Annotated in this window: 16 protein-coding genes; 9 read left to right on the plus strand and 7 right to left on the minus strand. The window is 42.8% G+C overall.

The genetic code is table 11. The annotated features are described in order from the left end of the window. Positions 1-66 precede the first annotated feature (66 nt). On the plus strand, positions 67-1023 hold the full coding sequence (gene ylqF, locus JMX89_RS07785) for a ribosome biogenesis GTPase YlqF (protein ID WP_133104898.1): 957 nt from the start codon (positions 67-69) through the stop codon (positions 1021-1023). Between the two features lie 243 nt (positions 1024-1266). Further along, positions 1267-2535, plus strand: a complete 1269-nt coding sequence (gene mutY, locus JMX89_RS07790) for an A/G-specific adenine glycosylase (RefSeq protein WP_201531911.1) — start codon at positions 1267-1269, stop codon at positions 2533-2535. 219 nt (positions 2536-2754) lie between these two features. Here mutY and JMX89_RS07795 read toward each other — a convergent pair whose 3' ends face one another. Both JMX89_RS07795 and rapA read right to left on the minus strand, forming a co-directional pair. Next, complete coding sequence (locus tag JMX89_RS07795) at positions 2755-3657, minus strand: acyl-CoA thioesterase (protein ID WP_020444398.1); 903 nt, start codon at positions 3655-3657, stop codon at positions 2755-2757. Positions 3658-3901: 244 nt separating this feature from the next. Next, complete coding sequence (gene rapA / locus JMX89_RS07800; protein ID WP_201531910.1) at positions 3902-6790, minus strand: RNA polymerase-associated protein RapA; 2889 nt, start codon at positions 6788-6790, stop codon at positions 3902-3904. 708 nt (positions 6791-7498) lie between these two features. Here rapA and JMX89_RS07805 point away from each other — a divergent pair. The 3 genes from JMX89_RS07805 (at position 7499) to JMX89_RS07815 (ending at position 12005) form a co-directional block, all read left to right on the plus strand. Further along, complete coding sequence (locus tag JMX89_RS07805; RefSeq protein WP_201551332.1) at positions 7499-9811, plus strand: sensor histidine kinase; 2313 nt, start codon at positions 7499-7501, stop codon at positions 9809-9811. A 72-nt stretch (positions 9812-9883) separates the two neighbouring features. Further along, positions 9884-10864 (plus strand): response regulator, encoded by a 981-nt coding sequence (locus JMX89_RS07810; RefSeq protein ID WP_149493075.1) that lies wholly within the window; start codon positions 9884-9886, stop codon positions 10862-10864. 202 nt (positions 10865-11066) lie between these two features. Further along, positions 11067-12005, plus strand: coding sequence for a D-2-hydroxyacid dehydrogenase (locus JMX89_RS07815; RefSeq protein WP_201531907.1), 939 nt, complete (start codon positions 11067-11069; stop codon positions 12003-12005). A gap of 19 nt (positions 12006-12024) precedes the next feature. Here the strand turns inward: JMX89_RS07815 and JMX89_RS07820 are convergent, their stop codons facing one another. Both JMX89_RS07820 and JMX89_RS07825 read right to left on the minus strand, forming a co-directional pair. Then, positions 12025-13647 (minus strand): flavin-containing monooxygenase, encoded by a 1623-nt coding sequence (locus tag JMX89_RS07820; RefSeq protein WP_201531906.1) that lies wholly within the window; start codon positions 13645-13647, stop codon positions 12025-12027. Positions 13648-13782: 135 nt separating this feature from the next. Beyond that, the gene (locus JMX89_RS07825) at positions 13783-14496 is read right to left on the minus strand and encodes an RluA family pseudouridine synthase (protein ID WP_020444405.1); all 714 of its coding nucleotides are present in this window, start codon (positions 14494-14496) and stop codon (positions 13783-13785) included. A 353-nt stretch (positions 14497-14849) separates the two neighbouring features. Between JMX89_RS07825 and trxA the strand changes: the two genes are divergently transcribed. From trxA to JMX89_RS07840, 3 genes are all read left to right on the plus strand, one after another. Next, positions 14850-15176: a thioredoxin gene (gene trxA / locus JMX89_RS07830; RefSeq protein WP_133104906.1), complete on the plus strand. Its 327-nt coding sequence runs from the start codon at positions 14850-14852 to the stop codon at positions 15174-15176. A gap of 525 nt (positions 15177-15701) precedes the next feature. After that, positions 15702-16970: a transcription termination factor Rho gene (rho, locus tag JMX89_RS07835; RefSeq protein WP_020444407.1), complete on the plus strand. Its 1269-nt coding sequence runs from the start codon at positions 15702-15704 to the stop codon at positions 16968-16970. Between the two features lie 341 nt (positions 16971-17311). Then, positions 17312-17551, plus strand: coding sequence for a hypothetical protein (locus tag JMX89_RS07840; protein ID WP_011514602.1), 240 nt, complete (start codon positions 17312-17314; stop codon positions 17549-17551). A 286-nt stretch (positions 17552-17837) separates the two neighbouring features. On the opposite strand, the gene JMX89_RS07845 is transcribed toward JMX89_RS07840, so the two are convergent. Next, positions 17838-18722, minus strand: a complete 885-nt coding sequence (locus tag JMX89_RS07845; RefSeq protein WP_201551333.1) for a neutral zinc metallopeptidase — start codon at positions 18720-18722, stop codon at positions 17838-17840. Between the two features lie 541 nt (positions 18723-19263). On the opposite strand from JMX89_RS07845, the gene JMX89_RS07850 reads away from it, so the two are divergent. Further along, complete coding sequence (locus JMX89_RS07850) at positions 19264-19620, plus strand: hypothetical protein (protein WP_020444409.1); 357 nt, start codon at positions 19264-19266, stop codon at positions 19618-19620. A gap of 177 nt (positions 19621-19797) precedes the next feature. On the opposite strand, the gene JMX89_RS07855 is transcribed toward JMX89_RS07850, so the two are convergent. Continuing rightward, the gene (locus JMX89_RS07855; protein ID WP_011514605.1) at positions 19798-20097 is read right to left on the minus strand and encodes an integration host factor subunit alpha; all 300 of its coding nucleotides are present in this window, start codon (positions 20095-20097) and stop codon (positions 19798-19800) included. 247 nt (positions 20098-20344) lie between these two features. Next, the gene (pheT, locus tag JMX89_RS07860) at positions 20345-22750 is read right to left on the minus strand and encodes a phenylalanine--tRNA ligase subunit beta (RefSeq protein WP_201551334.1); all 2406 of its coding nucleotides are present in this window, start codon (positions 22748-22750) and stop codon (positions 20345-20347) included. Between the last annotated feature and the right edge of the window lie 75 nt (positions 22751-22825).

Raw genomic sequence — 22825 nt, forward strand, 5'->3', positions numbered from 1 at the left:
ACACCATGAAAAGTAAATGACGATCGTCTTACTTTGAGCATTTTTTATAAAAGGTTATGAAAGCAGATGGATAAGAGAGTAAGTATTCAGTGGTTCCCTGGGCATATGAACAAAGCCCGTAACGAAATCAAAGAAATCATGCCGCAGATGGATGTGGTTATCGAAGTGATTGATGCACGTATTCCTTATAGTAGTGAGAACCCGATGGTTGCAGCATTACGTGGCGAAAAACCGGTTATCAAAATCTTAAATAAAGCTGACCTTGCTGATCCTGAGCTGACCCAAGCATGGATGGATTATCTTGAGCAGCAAAACGGTGTTAAAGCCATTGCTTGCGATACTGATAAAGCCAATGATGTAAAACGTATCATTGCTATCTGTAAACAACTCGTTCCCAATAAAGTTGGTACCGGTCGCCAAATCAAAGCCATGATTATGGGGATTCCAAATGTCGGTAAATCGACTTTGATTAATACTTTGGCTGGACGCGCCGTGGCAAGAACTGGTGACGAGCCAGCGGTCACCAAGTCGCAGCAATTGATTAAACTTGACGATGACATCATGCTCTATGACACACCCGGTATGCTGTGGCCAAAAGTTGAAAACGAAAACTCTGGCTATCGCTTGGCAGCAACAGGCGGCATTCGTGATACGGCGTTTGATTTTGCGGATGTTGCCGGTTATACCGCTGAGTATTTATTAACCGCCTATCCTGAGCTGCTAAAAACCCGCTATAAAATTGAAGAACTGCCTAAGACCGATTGGGAGTTCTTTGAAATAGCTGGTCGCAATCGCGGCTGCGTGCGCGCGGGTAATAAAGTCGATACGTACCGGATGTCTGAAATCCTAGTGAATGAGCTGCGTAGCGGTAAGATTGGGCGTATCACTTTGGAGACGCCTGCTATGACTGAGGCTGAAGAAGTTGTCGTCGCTGAGCAACGCATCGCGTCAGAAGAAAAAAGAATCGCTAAAGAAGAAGAGAAACGCTTGCGTCGCCTTAAAACGCGGAAGAATCGGAAGTAGACGCTAATTAATATAGCTCGTAGGGTGCGCCTAGCGCACCTGTTTTATCTTTATAATTCACCTTTAACTTATCTGAAAATCCTCACAATCTCACTTGGCAAACAATACAGTTAATTGCCATTTTATCCAATGATCCTCACAACTAAGCTCACCTACTGTTGTCTTGTATCAATCGTATTACACCCCATAAATAACCTTAATCCCAAATTTTATATATCCCTGTTAAATTTACAAGGAATACTCTTGCATACTCAATTTTCTCACTCATTAACTTCTTTAGACGCATTCGCCCCGCGCCTACTCGATTGGTTCGCCGAAAACGGTCGCCATGACCTACCTTGGCAGCAGCACCAAACCGACGCGCCCAATCCTTATATCGTCTGGCTATCCGAAGTCATGCTCCAGCAAACGCAAGTAACGACGGTACTGCCCTACTTTGCCCGTTTTATGGCATCGTTTCCAACGGTACAAGATTTAGCAGCCGCAGAATGGGATACGGTTGCGGAGCATTGGGCAGGACTTGGTTATTATGCGCGCGCGCGTAATTTGCATAAAGGCGCGAAACAACTGGTCGAAGTCATTGATGAGACGGGCGACTTTCCGCAGACGCTAGCAGGGTGGGAAGCCATATCTGGCGTCGGGCCATCGACTGCTGGGGCGATTATGTCAATGGGCTTGCATCGTTATGGCGTCATCTGCGATGGCAACGTTAAACGTGTCTTGACACGCTGGGCAGCAATTGATGGTGACATCACTAAGTCCGCGACGACTAAAGATTTATGGGCATTGGCAGAGCGTTTAACGCCTAGAGAACAATCAGGATTGTTTGCGCAAGCGATGATGGATATGGGTGCAACTTTATGCACGCGTAGCAAGCCTGCTTGTCTACTATGTCCACTACAAGACGACTGTTTGGCACATGCGCAAGGTCGTGAAACGGACTATCCAGTGAAGGCTAAGAAACAGCCTAAACCGAGTAAATTTAGTAATGCACTGCTTATTGAAAACGAAAATGGCGAAATACTTTGGCTACAGCGCCCTGACAATGGTATTTGGGGCGGACTGTGGAGTTTGCCGCTAGCATTTATAGAAAAAATTAGCGGAAAAGTTGCTTTGAAGGATGCTGACAAGAATAAAAACAAGGAACCAATTGCAGCGAATGATAATCAGCTTTTAGAAGTAGCTAGTAATGAAAAAATATACGAGACAGAATTTACCACTGCTGAGCAAATTATTAATGAGTGGCTGAACAAAAATAAATTGAGCGCAAAATCAATCAGCAACACATTACTCGATGATTCGCCTATCAAACATTCATTGACCCATTTTCATTGGTATTTAACCCCGCAATCAGTAACTTTAAACGATAAACAGGTAACTGAGATAACCAAGGCATTACAAGCAGCTGAAATTAATATTAACTGGTTAAACGCTAATGATGCGCAGGAAACACTAGGATTGCCACGAGCAATGGTTAAAATTTTAGAACAAGCCTTTGCACATAGTCACTGAAAAAAACATCTATAGTCAGAGAAAAGTAATATCGATACATCAAGTACTGCTGATATTCATTTTTCTTGCTTGCTGTGCCTACGCAGACAGAGGCTGCAAAAAATTTATATCAGCAGCACTGTAGCGTTTTTGAGACTTTTTAACTATAAAATAAAGACTGTATATCATAAAAAGAGCGACTTAGAAGAATCTTGAGTCGCTCTTTTCTTTATCAAAAACTTAAGATTTCGGTACACGCAGACGCATTAAGCCTTCTTGTTGTACCGTCGCCACCAACTTCCCATCTTGCCAAAACTGACCATGATTGAGTCCCATCGCATTGGATGTCGTATCACTCCACATGTCGTATAACAGCCAATCATTTAAGTCAAAGTGACGATGAAAATGCATCGAATGGTCGATACTAGCAGCTTGCAAGCCGCTGGTCATAAAGCTAATACCATGTGACATCAGCCCCGTGCCAACCAAATAAAAATCAGAGGAAAATGCCAGTAATGCTTGCTGAATCGCGACGGGTTGATTGCCAAGCTCGCGGATACGCAGCCAGTTCGCTTGCTTAGGTTTCATTGGTTCCGGATGGATCGGGTCACGCGGTTTCACTGGTTTAATCTCGATATGACGACGGCGCATAAAACGAGATTTTAATGCCTCTGGAACTTTACCAACATAGTCTTCTTTTAGATCCTGCTCCGCAAGTAAGTCTTCAGGCGGTGGATAGACAGGCATATCTTCTTGATACTCTAAGCCCTCTTCCATCGGTGAAAAAGAAGCAATCATTGAAAATATCACTTGCTCAACCGGCGGCTTACCACGTACTTGCTTATACTGAATCGCTGTTACTTCGCGCGCGGACAAACTACGCCCATCACGTAAGCGGCGCACTTGATAAATCACCGGCTGGTTAATATCACCGCCGCGCAAAAAATACCCATGCAATGAATGACAAGGTTTATCCTCATCAAGCGTATGCGCTGCTGCCATGATCGCTTGGGCGAGCACTTGCCCACCAAAGATACGGGCACCGACATAGTCATGGCTTTTACCTTCAAATACATCAGGGCTGACTTCGATGAGCGCGACGGTAGCCAATAGCTCATCTATTAGTTGTGAATAATCAGACATGACGATTACTTTCCTTATTTTTATCAATAACGCCAAGCATCTAGATATAAGCGCCAAAGAATATCAAGACGATATGGCTTAAGCCGATATGGCGTTTTAATTTAAATAATATGAAATCAATAGCAGTAATATACAAGATAAATCTTTAGATGAGCAATAAATGGATTATCGAAAACTCATGATAAAAAGTCATAAATAAAAACGAGATGCTTAAATACACCTCGTTTTTACTATTGTATTAAATTTATGGTTTTACTGCCACCAATACACGGATAGAATCTGGCACCAATGACAAGCCCGCCAATGCTTGCTCGCCTTGCATTTTTAGCTGCTCTAAACGCTCAATCTCTGCTGGACGTACGTTTGGATTGATAGTTTGTAGATGCTTAAGACGTTTGATCTCACGCGACCACTGCTGGCTAAAGCGGGCACTTGCTTGTTCACCAATCTCAGCCAACTGCTGACGAGCAATATCTTCCGCTTCATAATAACGCTGCTCGATGACATCGCCGCGTACTTTAATCACTTGGCGGGCACGGTTTTTATCCAAACGCTCAATGTGTGGCATGATCATATCGGCACTGATACGCGCTGACAAATCGCTGCCCTGCTCACTGATAAAGACGCGGATATTTTGCGTGCTCAAGGTTGCAGGCAAGTTAAGCAGTTTCGGTGCAATGGCTTCTACACGGAAATTCACTTCTAACATCACCATGCCCTGTGGTACCGCAGCACTTTTTAGCATTGCAACCGTGGTATTACCAAAGGTGCTGGTACTTGCTAGCTCATAAATCGCCTGCATCAATGGATGTTCATGCGTAATAAAGGCAATATCTTCACGTTGTAGCGCTTGCTCACGCTCAAAAGTCAACGTCATACCGTCTTCATCACCGAGTGGCAGACCATCGATATAATCACTGATCTCAGTGCTGTCAATCGGTGAAATCACCCACGAGCCATCGCGTTGGATATTGTGCTCGATATTGGCTGAGGCAAAAAAGCGCTCGATAAACTGCGGTAATAGATTGTGCCCATCAAAATCGCGCATGGCATCAGCGATACGTCCAGCAACGCGCGGACGGCATGAGTTGTATTCTAATAAACGATCACGACCAGCTTGCAATTGTGTTTCAAGTCCCTGTCGTGTCTGTGCTGCTTCTGCGATAATATCTGCCAATATTGCACGATTGACGTCGTTATCGGCACCCTCAAGCATCGGTTTTAGCTCTTGGATATACTGCTCTTGTACGCTCTGCGCTGTTGGTGAAATCTGATTGAACATATTTAGCGCATTGTTATACCACTGATACAGACGCTCTTGCGCGGTACCTTGGACATAAGGTACATGTAGCATGATTTGCTGCGTCTGCCCGATACGATCTAGGCGACCGATACGTTGCTCCAAGGTATCTGGATTGGCAGGCAAATCCCATAATATCAGCTGGCTTGCAAACTGGAAGTTACGTCCTTCCGAGCCTATCTCTGAGCACAATAATATCTGTGCGCCTTCACTATCAGCAAAGAACGCCGCTGCTTGGTCACGCTCAAGCAAGGTCATCTGCTCGGTAAAGATAGCAGTCTTAATACCCGCATGTAAGCGTAATACCGCTTCCAAGCTTTCAACGGTTGCACCACTACGGGCAATTAACAGTACTTTTTTGTGCTTAAGCTCACCCTTTAAGATATCAATCAGCCAAGGCACACGTGGGTCGTCTTCCAACCAGCCACCATCAGGTTGATTTTCTTCGCCCCATAGCTGTTCACGCAATTTACCATTGGTTTGATAGCTGTCGACCCATGCTTCAGGTAATGGCAGTGGATAAGGCTGACTACTACGACCATAAAAACCTTTCACACTTTCACGGGTATTACGGAATAAAATACGTCCCGTACCATGGCGATCTAGCAATTCATTTAGGGCATAAGTACGGAGTTTTTCGTCTTCGTTAATCGTTGCTAATTCATCGATACTAATCGTCAGCAAACTACTCAGTGCGGCAATTTGACCATCACTTAAAGGTTTATCTTCTATTAATAGGCTGGCAACGGCTGCCGTTTCTGCAAAGGCATCTTGACCATCGATAAACTCATCTAAGTCATCAAAGCGATCTGGGTCTAATAGACGCAAACGAGCAAAGTGACTCTGCGCCCCAAGCTGCTCAGGTGTCGCCGTCAATAGCATGACTCCTGCCGTCTCTTCAGCAAAATCTGCAATGAGGTCGTACTTATCATTGCCGCCTTGCGCTTCATCCCAATGCAGGTGATGCGCTTCATCGACGACCAATAAATCAAACCCTGCTTCCATCGCCTGATCATACAAGTCAGGATGATCAAGGAGTAAGTCCATACCAGCGATGACACATTGCTCAGTCATAAAGACATTTTGCTCAGGGTCGTGCTCTTTAATCGCTGCGGTACGCACCAAATCAAACAAGGCAAAGTTGAGATTAAAGCGGCGGCGCAGCTCAATCATCCACTGGTATTGCAGACTGTCTGGTACAAGGATTAATACCCGCTCAGCTTTGCCAGTCAGTAGCTGCTGATGAATAATCAGACCTGCCTCAATGGTTTTACCCAAACCGACTTCATCAGCCAGCAAAACTCGCGGCGCAATACGTTTGCCGACTTCATGAGCGATATATAACTGATGCTCAATGATATCGACGCGCGCGCCCATTAAGCCCTTGAGCGGGTGACCTGCAAGCGCTGATTGCATACGCAAAATATCTTGACGCAAATCGTACCAATCACTGCGCTCAATACGACCTGCCAGCAGACGCTCAAGTGGTTTCGCCAAAGTAATATTAGCAGCCAGACGAGTTTCCATAATGGCTTTTTCATGCTCATCAACACTGTATTTGAGCACGCCCATTACTTCTTCAACAGCATTTACTGTATAGCTCTTACCTGCCTGATCAGAGATACTATCGCCGACTTTAAACACCACACGAGATAACGGCGCAGAGTTTTTTGCATAAACGCGCGTCTCTTCACTTTGCGGAAATAAAATGTGCACACATCGGTCGTCTACATCGATGACCACACCTAAGCCCAGCTCGGACTCCGTATCAGATAAATAGCGTTGACCAACGGCGAATTCGGTGCTGTGCAATGAAGCGATAGAGATAGTCATAGGGCGATGTCTTTTTGTACTCAGATGATAAGAAAATAGGTAGTTTACGATGCAAGCCATGCTTGCTGGCTCAGTCACATGGACGAACTGATAATTATTGGATATACGTTTATTCAATATACGGTCATTCAGTATATTGTCACGAGATATATCAGGCACATCAGCTTGTAAGCCAAATCCGTCGATAAAACAGATCATTATATAACGTTAGCGCTTAGATGAGTGCGTTAAGTTCACTTTTCAAGAGCAGATTTCTGCAAGATAAAGTTAAAGCTAAGCATAAGTTGGGCTTGTAAACCAGTAAGATAACGACTCGCAAGTAAACAAAAAATATTGTTATCGTAAAATTGTTACTGTATTGTTAAAAAATGCAATAGAACATCTCTCTTAATACCAAAGCTATTCAATTTAACTAAGTCATTAGACTTTTAGCTAACTACTACTTATATACAAAATAGCATAGACCTCTTAACCGTTATCCATGCTTTATCAGCGATTATGAGTATGCTATTGCCTGTGATAGTCCATTAAGTTATAAGTTGAGTTTATTATCATAATTTTAAGTTATGTTGATACTGTTTTTAGTTGACGTTTATGACTAGTGTTAACAAGCTATTTTGATGAAACTTAACCATATATTTCGTTATAGCCAATCCATCCCATTGGCAATTCTTTTTGTGCTCCCTACTCCCAAGGACAAATCCCGTCATGAGTGCCTCTAAAAAAGTTGGCTTTTTTAATCAAGTCAGTACCCAAGTTACCACTATTTTGTTCATTGCTTTTGCGGTCGTACTTGCGGTCGTTGTTTATGTGGTTGATAAAGAAGGCCATGATAAAATCCGTCTTGAGTCAGCAAAGCTGGTCGCTGAACGTGGTAATACCGCGGTTAATAGTATCTCAGCCGACATCAATCGTGTCATGCGTAGTGCCTTGCTGTTACAGCAAAGCGCGCAAACGCTGCCACCGCAAGAGAATATTTTGCAAGTCAGTACCGCCAATGCATTCGATAAACGCGACTATAACTTATTGGGTAGTGGTGGCATTTGGCCAGAAAAAGGCGCTCTTGGTGCCAATACGGCAACCCATCCGTTTTTGATGGTACGCCAAAACGGTGATTATCAAGCGGTACTAAGCGATCCAAACCCAACCAATCCTTATTATCAAGAAGATTGGTTTAGCGTCTTAAAACTACTCAAACCTGACAGCTGTATCTGGAACCATGTTCGCGCCAGCCAAACCAAAGGCGAGCTTGCCATGAGCTGCGGTGTCGCAATTGAGCGTGACAATCAGTTTTGGGGTGCCAGTACGGTCAACTTTACCCTAAACCAGTTGCAAGAGAACATCGTCAAGTTGAGTGAGAGCTCTGGTTCAGGCTACATTTTATTATTAGATAACAGTGATAAGGTAATCGCCTCATCTAACCCTGAACGCTTAAGCTATATCGATGAAGCAACCGGTACACCACTTGATATCAAACAAGTTATCAACTCTGACCCTGCTTGGAATCCGGTATTAAACTTCTTGGAAACTCAGCGTAACGAGATTATCGAGCAAGTTGCAGCTAGCGTGTCACCGCAAGTTCAGCAAGTATTGAATACAATTGATAAAGCAGAAACAGGTGATTCCAAAGGTTATTATTTGGTCAACTATGCTGCTTACCTAAATAACGGTGAAAACAAGCAAAATGCTATGGATAGCCGCTTGCTACAAAGCTTTGAGCTGACCAATGATAACTTTTATAACGGCAGTCAAGCCTATGTCTTTGAGATTCCTGAAACCTATTGGAAGCTGATTGTCGTACAGCCTGATGCTGAGATTAACGCCATTGCCGACAATCTAAGTGAAAACTTGATTAACTGGATTGCGTTAGCGCTCCTTATCACCGCTGGTATTATCTACTTTATGCTAACTTTCTTAGCATTCAAGCCATTGAAAGAGACCACTGATAAAATTTCTCTCGCAGAAAACATCATTAATAACAAGCAGTACAACAAGCTAAGCTCAGTTAAATTCAAGACAGGTCGCAACGAGATTGGACTGGTAAACGGCTCTATTAACGACCTATTAGATCGTATCCAATCTAACGAAGGTAAGCTTGCCAATATTAACCAACAGCTAGAGATTAAAGTAGAAGAACGTACTGCTGAGCTGCAAGACACACTAAAAGAGCTGAAAAGCTCGCAGCTACAATTGATCCGTTCAGAAAAAATGGCAACGTTGGGGCAAATGGTTGCTGGTGTTGCCCATGAAGTAAATACGCCATTATCTTATGTACAGAATAACCTCGAGATTATCGGTCAGTTGACTGAGCAATACGAAGAGCTGATTGAACTGGTACAAGGTTTAAAAGGCGTTAAAACTGACGCGGCTTCCGATGGCAAAATTGATAAGTTATTAGCAGATATCGTCCGTGCTTCCGATGAAATTCAAGAAGATGATTTGTCCGCTGAGCTAAAAGAGCTGATTAAAGACTCGCTATTTGGCGTCGAGCAAATCACTGAGATGGTATTAAACCTACGTAACTTTGCCCGTCTTGATGAGTCAAAAGTGAAGACCATTGATGTGCGCGAATGTATCGAAGCCTCGCTGAAAATCGCCGGTAACTCTATCAGACATCAAGAGATTGTCACTGATTTTGCGCCGACACCTGAAATTAAATGCTCACCGTCACAGATTAACCAAGTCTTGGTCAATCTGCTCAATAACGCTGCGCAAGCCATGGGCGAAAAATCTGATGGCAAAATCGAAGTGCGTACCCGTGCCGATGACAGCAATGTTTATGTTGATGTCATTGATAACGGTAAAGGCATGAGCTCAGAAGTGCTCAGTCAGATATTTGAGCCGTTCTTTACCACTAAAGGCGCAGGCGAAGGTACTGGTCTTGGTATGGCAATCAGTCAGCAGATTATGGAGCAGCATAATGGCGACATTAAAGCCGTATCGACTGTAGGCGTTGGCACCACCTTCACCTTAACGCTACCCATTAATAATGATCTGACAGAAAAAAGCCTAGCGGCATAATCGCTAGGTTCTGCTGTTATTTTAATGATTATATAAAGCTATATCACTGTTATTCATCATAAGGATACCATCATGAATGAATTAGAAAATGACACCAGTAATGACACCAACAATAACATAAGTACCGCCGAGTTAGGGGTTGAAGCTAAACCGAAGCTGGCTTTTATTGACGATGAACAACGCATTTTACGTTCTATGAAGCTGTTATTTCGTAAAACGCATGACGTTTTTATTACCACTGACCCGACTGAATATATTGACTATATCAAAAACAACCATGTACACGTTGCAGTCAGTGACCAACGTATGCCTGAGCGGGTTGGCGTTGATATCTTGCGCGAAGTAAAAGACGTATCACCTTCTACCATGCGTATATTATTAACTGGCTATGCCGATTTGAACGCGATTATTGGCTCTATTAATGATGGTGAAATTTACCGTTATTTAACCAAGCCATGTAAATCTGAAGAACTGCTCGCTGTCGTCGGACGCGCCACTGAAATCGCTTTGACTTATAACCCAGACGAAGACGCCGAGCAATTCGACAGTTCAGGCAATAAGCAGACTTTATTGGTCATTGATGAGACCAATGAGTTGATTGAGCAAATACGTAAGCAATTCTCTAATAACTATAAAGTGCTGCACGCCCAAGGTTTAGAGGAAGCTTACGATTATTTGGCGAACGAAGATATCGGTGTTTGTATTACCGACATCAATGTCAGCGGCGAGAATATTGCGCCGATTATCTTTACCCTAAAGCAAGATGCGCCGCATTTAGTCGTATTGGTACAGACCGAATTCCAAGATGCAGGACTGCTGATTGATTTGATTAATAAAGGTCAGGTCTATCGCTGCCTACCGAAGCCAATGCGCGCAAGCCTCCTTGAAATTAGTGTCAATCGTGCATTCCAGCACCATGCAAAACTAAAAGCCAGCCCTGAATTGGTCAAACGTTATGAAGTCGAGCACGATCCTGAAAACGATGTGCGCATTGACTTGAGCAGTCGTGTACGTAGTCTGATCGGTAAATTGCGTAAGCGTTTTTCTTTATAAGCGCAAAAAAATAAGTAAGCGCAAAAAAATAAGTAAGCGCAAGAAACGAGTGTCTCAATAAATAAAACCTCTATTTCAGCTTGAAGTAGAGGTTTTTGCTTTGCGCTTTTTGACATGTTTTTTGACTAAATGCAGCAACGTGCTACATTAAGCCGATAATAAACAAAACCTATTTACGATAACAACGAGATAAGGAATCATCATGCAAGCGGTTTTTTTAGATAAAGGCACTTTTTCTGATAACGTCGATTTGCCAGCACCCGCTGGCGTTACTGATTACATTACTTACGATGATACGCCTCAAGCACTGATCATTGAGCGCTGCAAAGACGCCGATATTATTTTTACTAATAAAGTGCAAATCAATGCCGAAGCGATTGCTAATTTGCCAAAGCTAAAACTTATTCAACTGACCGCTACGGGTATGAATAACGTTGACCAAGATGCTTGTGCTGAGCATAATATCGCGCTCTATAACGTCGCCGGTTACGCGGTGAAAAGCGTGCCTGAGCATACCTTTATGCTGATGCTAAATGCCATGCGTGCCGGTCTGCATTATCATAATAAAGTCACCGATGGCACGTGGGCAGATAATGGTAATTTTTGCCTACTTGATATCCCGCTTATAGATTTGGAAAATAAAACGCTGGGTATTATTGGCATTGGTACCATTGGCAAACGCGTCACTGATATTGCGCGTGCTTTTGGCATGACGGTATTGTGGGCGGAGCACCAAGGGCGTATGCCGCGTAATGATGATTATACCGCCTTTGATGAAGTGCTCGCTTGTGCTGATGTGATTAGCTTACATTGCCCGTTAAATGAGAAAACTCAGCACCTTATCAATGCAGACACCTTGGCCAAAATGACTAAAAAACCTCTACTTGTCAACGTCGCTCGTGGTGGTATTGTGGATAGCCAAGCGCTTGCTGATGCCATTAACAATGAGCAGATTTTAGGGTATGGCAGCGACGTTTTTGAGCAAGAACCCATAGCTGCCAATGATCCTTTACTGGCTCTTGGTGAGCATCCACGCGTGATATTTAGTCCGCACAATGCGTGGGGCAGCAAAAGCGCGCAAGAAACCTTGTGGCAGATGCTTAGTAAACAAGTCAGTGATTTTATCAATCAAGCGCAGTAAGATTAATAATTAGCAAATTCTAACGAGTAAACTGTAGCCAGTCATCTTTGATTTTACGGTATTTGAGCATGATGCGATCGGTGACATAGTTATTGTTCACCCGCCAAGGATAGCGATCACCTTGTTTTGGCAGCTCATCCTTGGCACGGCTGACATACCCTGCCGATAGTGCCCCAAGTACCGTATCTGCCTGCGTTTTTACTTTTTCGTGCTCAGTCTCAGCCTGCGCACATACTGTTTTGTATCCTTCTTTATTCATATAACTCAGTAAACGCAGAACATACTGACAGGCCAAATCAATCTTCAATGTCCAAGAAGCGTTGGTATAGCCAAACATGATTGCCATATTTGGTACATTCTCAAGCATCACTGCTTTGTAGGTCATTCGTGCGCCTACATCGATCGGCTCCCCATCGACATATAAAGCTGCACCGCCTAACATCTGTAATTTTAGACCCGTCGCAGTAACGATGATATCTGCGTCCAAATGCTTGCCTGATGCTAATGCAATACCCGTTGAGGTAAACTGGCTGATGCTATCGGTTACCACTTCAGCGCGCTTGCTATGCAAAGCTTGAAACAAATCGCTATCAGGTACCGCACACAAACGCTCTTCCCAAGGATTATAAGCCGGATTAAAATGGGCAACATCCACGCCACTACCTTTAAGCTCTTCTCTGACTTTATGGTTTAATAGGGCTTTCATCACCTTTGGCGCATAAATCGCCACCCGATAAACACCTTGTTGAAACATCACATTGCGCGTACGCAGCAAGGTGTACGCCTGTGCTTTTGATAAAGGTGAGAATTTACCTGATAGCCAGTCAAGCGCATGATCATCGCCTGGTACGCTTGCAACATACGTCGGTGAGCGTTGCAGCATGGTGACATGACGGGCACATTGTTTACTACTTTCATCGACCAATGCCGGTATCAGTGTCATCGCCGTCGCGCCACTACCAATGACGACGACCTTTTTATCGTCGTATTGTGTGTCTTGCCAATGCTGCGGGTGGACTATTTCACCTTTGAAATTTTCTTCATTTTTAAAATGTGGTCTATAACCAGTTTCATAGTCATAATAACCGGTCGCTCCAACGACAAAGTTTGCCGTTAAGCTCATTACTTCACCGGTAGCATGATTTTTAATCATCGCCGTCCATTGCTGACTGTCGCTTGACCATGATAACTGCTGTACTTCATGCTGATAGCGAATATGCTCTACCACCTTAAACTCGCGTGCTGTATCAGCAATATAGCTTTTAATATCTGCACCTTTTGCAAGCATCTTATGATCCAGCCACGGACGGAAACTATAGCCAAAAGTCAGCGCATCCGAGTCAGAACGAATACCGGGATAGGTAAACAAATCCCATGTACCGCCCAAATCCTCACGTTTTTCTACGATTAAAAATCGTTGGCTATTAAGTTTGAGGCGTTTTTTCTGCTTAACGCTTTTACTATCAAAAAGACTTCGATGACTTTTTTGCAAGCTCTGCTGCTGCAAATGGCAAGCCATGCTGATGCCTGCGATACCCGCACCAATAATCAGTACCTCATAATCTGCAGGAGCATCTGATGAATAAGGTTTAGCTTTAAAGCGCTTTTTAAGCGCCTGCTTGGCAGTAGTCATATTAAGCATAATACAATCCTTGTTTTGCAAGTTGGCTGACATATCAGAGCGCAGAATGCCTTACTAATTTTCCATAGCAGCTTTACCTAGCAACTTTATCTAGTAATTTGCAACAATGCTAGATTTTAGTTTATTTCAAAAACACTAAAAAGGTGTTGGACTTTCCCAGTCCATCCACGCTCCAAGCGTTGGATGTTTTAGGCGCAGTTGCTGCGCATGTAGATTTAGTCTTGGCGCAATATCCAATGCAATACCTTCTGCATAAATCGGGTCACCAATCATCACATGTCCGACATGTACCATATGGACGCGCAGCTGATGACTACGACCGGTGACTGGTTTTAATAGGACGCGAGTTACTATTTGACCATCACATTCTTCATGCGCCAATACTTCATATAAAGTCAGCGCATGTTTTGACCAGTTAGGATCGACGATATGACGCGGTTTGGTTGCAGGCTCATAACGTACTGGTACCGATATCTTGCCAGTAGCGCCAACGCTGTCCCATTGACCAAACACTCGTGCTTGATAACTTTTTTGCGGTAGTCGGTCGATGAACTGCTTACTAATATTGGTTTGTGCCGCTGCATTTTTGGCGAAAATAAGCAGGCCAGAGGTATCCATATCGAGGCGATGAATCAGTTTGACGGCAGGATTGGCACGTTCAAGGCGAGCTAGCAAGCTTACTTTTAAGCTCTTACCGTCGACACTCAATAGTCCTGCTGGCTTATCGACTACCCAGATATCTTCATCTTCATAGACGGTAACTTTTTTTGCAAATGTTTGAAAAAACTCAGGCGAACGGGTTTTTTCTTCAGCATTAAGGGCATCGATTTTTTCATCTGTAAAGGGCATAAATGTGGGCTACTTATATGAATGGACTTATATTAATCAGTTCGGATATAAAAATCAGAATCCGTTATAGAATCAAAATGCAAGTAATCTTAACGAGCAGTTAAAAGCAGAAATCAATACAGTAGGTAACAGATAAAAGCCAACCCTGTATCCTTATGTGTCGATTTATTGTGCTAATCGTAATTGTTAAACAATTTAACCAGTCTACGTCTGTCAACTTTAGGCAAACATGTTAATATAATGGCAGATTTATACACATTCTTAACATTCGTTAGCTGGTCATCATTTTGGTATGACATTTATTGTTTTATCGATAAATGGTGACACATATAATAAAACAAGAGAGAAAAATTATGTCAGACCTTATTGTTAATACCACTGATGCCAACTTTGACCAAGACGTTCTACAGTCTGACGTGCCAGTTTTAGTCGATTTTTGGGCAACATGGTGTGGTCCTTGTAAAGCCATCGCGCCTATTTTAGAAGATTTAGCGGCCGAGTACCAAGGTAAAGTTAAAATCGTTAAAGTTGACGTTGATAACAATCCACAAGCAGCCAGTCGTTTTGGTATCCGTAACATTCCAACTCTATTTGTTTTTAAAGCTGGCGAAAAAGTGGACTCTGTTATGGGCTTACAGCCAAAAGCTGAATTGGCAAAAGTACTAGATAAGCATTTGTAAATTAACACTTGCTTGCTTTGAGCACTCTTGGTAGGCATGTTGAAAATAGCACGAACGCTAAAGCCATTATCTGTACCAGATAATGGCTTTTTTGTTGATTTTATAAGCAAAAAATTGGATTACATCACTTTTTTAGCAAAAATTATTGACAATACTGTCTTCAAGCCCGTATAGTCTGCTGATAAGAGAAAACTAATGGTTTTCCTAAATATCTTGTCGCTATTCTCCTCGTGTTTATCAACAACACCATCGTCATTATTAAACATCGCTACTGACCGAATGACTAAACACAATGACTGATATTGAGTTTTTGACGCAGACTCTTATGTAGGCTTCTTTATCTTCACTTTTATGACTTATATGTCTCTATCTCAACAAGCGTATAAACTGACACATAAAACCAAACCTACATAAATCTTAACTCTGCATGTATACCCTCTATCGCCCTAATACCATTGTTTTAATCACTTTCGTGATTTGTGAATAATGGCATCTCTCATCTTATCAACTGCTAACGACCTATCTATGAATCTTACTGAATTAAAGAAAAAATCAATCGCTGAGCTACTCGCCATCGCTAAAGAGATGGGGCTTGATAATATGGCACGTAGCCGTAAACAAGACATTATCTTTGCTATTTTAAAAACCCATGCCCGTAATGGTGAGGCCATCTATGGTGATGGTGTACTTGAAGTGCTCCCCGATGGTTTTGGATTTTTGCGCTCATCTGAAGGCTCTTATTTAGCAGGTCCTGACGATATCTATGTCAGCCCAAGTCAGATTCGCCGCTTTAGTCTAAAAACCGGTGACAGTATCGCTGGCACGATTCGTCCACCAAAAGATTCTGAGCGTTATTTTGCGCTACTCAAAGTCGGTGAAATCAATTTTGATACCCCAGATCGCTCACGTCATAAGCTCATCTTTGAAAATTTAACGCCATTATTTCCAACTGAGCAGCTAAAGCTTGAGCTAGGTAACGGTACGACTGAAGATTTGACTGGTCGTATTATCGACCTGATTGCACCGATTGGTAAAGGTCAGCGCTCTATTATTGTGGCCCCGCCCAAAGCGGGTAAAACGATGCTGCTACAGTCGATAGCACAATCGATCACTCGTAATAATCCTGAGTGCTACCTCATTGTACTGCTGATTGATGAGCGTCCAGAAGAAGTCACCGAGATGGAACGTACCGTACGCGGTGAAGTGGTTGCCTCAACTTTCGATGAGCCGCCACAGCGCCATGTACAAGTGGCTGAAATGGTTATTGAAAAAGCCAAACGCTTGGTTGAGCATAAGCAAGACGTGGTCATTCTGCTTGACTCGATTACCCGTCTTGCCCGCGCTTATAACACTGTTATTCCTTCATCAGGTAAAGTGTTGACCGGTGGTTTGGATGCCAATGCATTAGAGCGCCCAAAACGCTTCTTTGGTGCTGCTCGTAATATTGAAGAAGGCGGCAGCTTGACTATTATCGCCAGTGCCCTTATTGATACTGGTAGTAAAATGGACAGCGTTATCTTTGAAGAATTCAAAGGTACCGGTAACCAAGAGATTACCCTTGAACGTGATTTGGCAGAAAAGCGTGTCTTCCCTGCCATTAATATCAAAAAATCGGGTACACGCCGTGAAGAACGTCTGCTTGATGAAGATAAGCTGCGTAAAGTTTGGATCCTGCGTAAATTGCTACAGCCGATGGATGGTGTACAAGCAACTGAGTTCTTATTGGACCGCTTAAAAGAAGCCAAAACCAATGATGAATTTTTTGAGCAAATGAAGCGTAAATCACAAAATTGATTTTAAATCTTTTACGACAATAAAGTTATATAAATAATTGACGTTTTACTCATAAAGGCTGCCTATAAGGCGGTCTTTTTGTTTTTATTACTATTGGCTCTATGATTAGGAATAATTCGCGTCGAGAACAGTTAGCTTACTATCAGGATAAATACAATAACCCTAAGCAAAGGCACTACCAATGACACAGTGAGGCAACATAATTTACAGCTTACTTGCAAAGCTTAGCGTTTTTACTACGACCAGATTTATATATAAGGGCTACTATAAGGGTTAAGAACATACTGAAATATATACTGTATACTTAGTATTTTAAACTTGACGATTTAATAGGTGATATTATGAAACTTGCTAAAACTATCGCAATGACGGCTCTAACTAGCTCTGCTCTTATCATGGGTGGCTGTGCTACTAACGGATATAGCACTGGTCTAAGTAATACAGCTAAAGCTGCCACTGCTGGCGCTGCTGCTGGTGCACTGATCAAAAGTAAAGGCGATAGCAAAGATATCGCTCGTGGTGCAATCGCTGGTGCTGCTATTGGCGGCGCTGGTGGTTATATCTATGATCAAACCAGATAATCAGTTTTAAGCAGCTCTTTTGGCACATATATTTTATGAAAGATATTACCTAGCCAACTAGCTGACAAAAAAAGCCTGCAATCAATTGCAGGCTTTTTTGTGTCTAATCATTACTATAGTCAGGGAAAAGTAATATCAATACATCAAGTGCTGCTGATATTAATTTTTCTTGCTTGCTGTGCCTATGCAGACAGAGGCTGCAAAAAATTTATACCAGCAGCACTGTAGCGTTTTTGAGATATTTTAACTATACCAATCAATATAACTGGTTTTATAATAGTCAGTGCTATAAAGCACCGCTAAACGTATCACAAGTTTGCACATTACCGCTCTCTAGACCGCGCGTAAACCACTCTACACGCTGTTGGCTAGTACCATGAGTAAAGTTATCAGGTACTACCGCCCCGCCTCCTGCACGTGCTAAGCGATCATCACCAATCTCACCAGCAGCATTGATAGCTTCATCAATATCACCTGCTTCTAAAAACTGTACGCGCTCTTGATTGCGCTGCGCCCAAACACCAGCAAAGCAATCAGCTTGTAGCTCTTGTAGGACAGACAATTTATTTGCTTGTGCACGAGTCACTTGACGGCTGGCTTCATTTACTTGTTGAGTAATACCAAGCAAAGTCTGTACATGGTGACCTACTTCATGCGAGATCACATAGGCTTGGGCAAAATCGCCCGCTTTATTCTGATTGTCACTATCCCCTGAGTTTTGAATATCACCAGAGATACCAAGCTTTTGACGCATCTCTACGAAAAACGACGTATCTAAATAGACCGTTTGATCACCTGGGCAATAAAAAGGACCAGTCGCTGAGCTGGCACTACCACAAGCAGAACTGACTTGTCCATTAAACAAAATCAGTGACGGCTCTTTATATGTACTACCACCCTCATTGAATATTTGATGCCAAACCTCTTCAGTGTCCGCCAAGACAACTTTGACAAACTGTGTATCCCGATCGTCACTGGTAGCTGGTTCAGTAGATGTATTACCACCGCCTGCGACCTCTTGACCTGTTTGCAATGCGGTCATGGGATTTACCCCAAACACTAGCCATAAAATACCAGCAATAATGATACCGCCGATACCGCCGCCCATTAGCTTACCGCCACCACTACTAGTACGCACATTAGTACTGCCACGTCTGCCTTGCCATTTCATAATCCTTCTCCCAAAAAATACGATATCTTATGCCACTCATATCGATCATGATTCATGTTATATAGTTTTTAGCTCAATCCTTTGATGTCATATCTTGATAACCTTTGCTAATTTAATCTGCCACAGACTACAAACTGCTTCAAAACACTTAGCGCTTTTTTATATTTACAGCCAGTTATTGCGACTACCATTTAGCATTACTTATGTATCCGCTATCTTCTTTATTATGCTGTCATAAATAGCGCAAACAGATACAAAGTACCAGACATAAGAAATTTCTCTGCAATAAGCAGATGTCGTTGATTATACGTCGATTAATTTGACTTTTTGTATGGATAATTATGTAAAATAAGTAAAATAAAACCCTATTTACAATTTTATTGTAACTTAATTGTACAACCTCTTTCTATGCAGAAAGAAATCATATAGAATGCGTGAAAGCTGAGTAGCTGTGACTAAGACTAGTTGAATATCTGAGACATCTCGGATGTTCAACCTTTTTTGCTGCTACTGCTCATTTAATTATCCCGGAGAAAACCTTATGAACTTAAAATTACTTGCTCTAGCTGGTATCATGACTGCAACTATGGGCTTAACTGCCTGTGATAGCAACAAAGAAAACGCTGCTGAAGATTTATCTGACGCTCAAGAAGAAGTAACTGATGCTTCTGAGCAATTAGACGAAGCTGCTGCTGCTGGCGAAGCTGTTCCTGCTGAAGCAGAAGCTGCTGTTGCTGGCGCTGAAGCTGATATCGCTGATGCACAACTTGCTACTGCTACTGACGAAATCGATGCTGAAGTACCTGTAGACGGTACTACTACTAGCGTTGACGTAGCTAGCGAAACTCCAGCTGTAGACGCAGCTGACGAAGTTGTAGTTGAGCAACCAGCTCAGTAATTTTTATTCTTATAAATAAAAATACTGTACTAAAAAAAGAGAGCCTATGCTCTCTTTTTTTATGCCTGCGATTTATGTTTTATATAACTGAGACAATGTCGCATAAAAAAATGATGGCTATAACAGTCGATTTAATAGACAACTGCGAACCATCACTTTTAGTCTTACTCACTACTATTATTGGTCAAATAGGCGCTCATCGACCTGTTGACGGAATTTTTGTCCTGTTTTAAAGGTCACAACGCGGCGCGCTGATACCGCGACAGGCTCCCCTGTCTTAGGGTTGCGTCCTGGGCGACTATTTTTGTCTTTAAGCTCAAAGTTGCCAAAGCCTGAAAGCTTGACCTCTTTGCCATCAATCAAACTCTCTGACAGTTCGTCAAAAAAATTCTCTACCAAACAGCGACCTTCTTGGCGCGTTAGGTTTAGATGATTCATCAAATGCTCGATCATGTCAGATTTGGTTAAGGTGCTCACAGTACGACTCCTATGCTATGTCGTGATGTCGAATATCATGGTTTAGCGGTATGAGAATTAGTGTTAGCTATTATAAAGGTTTTTGTGCGTCTTTTTAATAAAGTCTGCATTAAAATCCTTTATTAATAACTACTTAACTTACTCTATGAATAAAATCTTCTATCAGTTAATAATTTTTATAAATAGCAAAAATCCATAGCCTCATTTATATTGAGGCTATAGAGTATTTGTCTTTTTCGATTAGAGGCTAGCTGTCACGTAGCTGTGCTGAATGCTCAACCGTTAATGCTTGTACCACTTTATCAGTGGCCGTTTTTACAGCATCATCCGATAAGGTTTGCGTTTTATCTTGCCATATCAAGGCAAATGCTAATGAGCGTTGACCTGCTGGCACTTTTTCGCCTTGGTATACATCAAACAACCAAAGATCAGTCAACAGTGCACCTGATGCCTTACGTATAGTTGACTCTAGTGTTTGAAGGCTGATATCGCTGTCTACTAATATGGCAATATCGCGGCGTACTTGCGGGAACTTACTTGGAGTAGTAATGGCATGCTGTTCACGAGCAAGCGTTAGTAATGGTGCCAATGACAACTGCGCAACCCAAGTAGCTGGCAAATCTAACTGTTTGGCAGTATTCGGATGCAATTGCCCCAACCAACCGACATACTGATCATCGATATAAAGCTTGGCACTTTGACCCGGATGCAAGAAAGCTAGCTCACTACGCTCATAGCGGATACGCGCACTATCCACTTGCGCAGGTAATAACTGTTCAATATCATGCTTAAGATCATAAAAGTCTAACGCACGGTTTTGATACGCTTGCTCGTCCCAGACATCGCCAACTGCTACTAACGCAATACTTGGCGTTTGTACTAACTCACTAATACTTTGACCAACAAAGCTAAGCCCTGTTTCAAAGAAACGAACGCGTGGCTGCTGACGATTGAGATTGTACTGCACGCAAGGCAATAAGCTTGATAGCAAGGTACGGCGCATCACGGCTAAGTCACTAGAGATAGGATTGGCCAGTGCCAACACTTCTCCTAGGGCTTTATCATCGAGCAAGGCTTCTATTTTTGCGTCACTAAAGCTAAAGCTGATCGCTTCCATATAGCCATTATCGACCAGTGCCAGCTTCATCTCATGCGTCAAGTCTGCGGTATCGTCATAATCCATACTGACTTGCAGGTGTGGCAAGATGCTTGGGATATTGTCGTAGCCATAGATACGAGCAACCTCTTCGATCAAATCTTCTTTAATGCTCATATCAAAGCGATATGATGGCGGCGTACAAATTAGGCTATCTGCTTGCTGCTCTACCTTAAAGCCTAATTGGGTTAAGATACGCACCATGACTGCTGGCTCAATCTCAATACCGATAACATCACGGACTTTAGCAATTGGCAAGGTAATGGGCGCACGTGCCGGTAGGTGCTTGCTACTTTCGACTGTGATTATTTGCCCCGCTTGAGAATTCGTGATACTGGTAATCAAATCAACAGCACGCGCTAAAGCAAGCGCTGGTAATTCAAAGTCTACCCCTCGCTCAAAGCGTTGTGAGGCATCAGTATGCAGACCAAAACGGCGTGCGCGTGCAGCGATAGCCAATGGATTAAAGAAGGCGCTCTCTAAGACGATATTGGTGGTGCTATCAGTCACACTACTGCGTTGACCGCCCATGATTCCAGCAAGTGCAAGTGTGCCTTTATCATCAGCAATGACCAATTCATCACCGGTTAAGGTAATGGTTTGCTCATTTAGTAAGGTAATGGTTTCTTCAGGCTGTGCCAAACGCACAACGATATCGCCCTCGATAGTATCGGCATCAAAAGCATGTAGCGGCTGACCCAATTCCATCAAGACATAGTTGGTCACATCAACCAAAAAGTTGTGCGAGCGTAGTCCTGACTGAACCAGCGCATCTTGCATCCACTTTGGCGTATCGATACTACGATCGATATTGCTTATCGACTGTAAAAGGTAGCGTGGACAAGCTTCTACAGCACTGACTGTTACAGCTGGCATCACTTCGTTTTGAGTGAAATTGATATTATCAGGGATATTTGGCATTTGTAACGGCAAATCGTTAATGACGGATATCTCACGCGCAATACCACGTACGCTAAAACAATCACCGCGATTTGGCGTAATAGAGATATCGAATATTTGATTGTCTAAGCCTAGATATTCACGGATATCCATACCGATTGTTGCATCTGCTGGCAATTCGAGCAAACCATCAATGTCATCGACTAAATCAATTTCAGAAGCGCCGCAGAGCATACCGTTAGAATCGACACCGCGTAGGTTGCCATTTTTAATTTGGAAGCCCGCACCGTTATCAGAAGGTAAAACAGCACCGACGGTAGCAACAGGCACTTTCATACCAATAGTCACATTGGGTGCACCGCAAACGATTTGTAACGGCTCAGCTGCACCAATATTGACCTGTGTGACACGTAATTTATCGGCATCTGGATGCTGCTCAACGCTGATAACTTCACCAACGACCACACCACTAAAGGCACGAGCGACTGCAAAGCGATCATCAATCTCTAGCCCTGCCATCGTGAGTTGTTCAGCCAATTGCTCACTGCTATTGTTAGGGTTTACCCATTGACGTAGCCACTGTTCGCTAATTTTCATAAGTATCTCGGATCAGAATTTTATAATAAAGATTTTGAATTAAAGGTTGGCGTATTAACCTATTATATTAACAAA

Source organism: Psychrobacter sp. DD43, assembly GCF_904846555.1.
Lineage (GTDB): Bacteria > Pseudomonadota > Gammaproteobacteria > Pseudomonadales > Moraxellaceae > Psychrobacter > Psychrobacter cryohalolentis.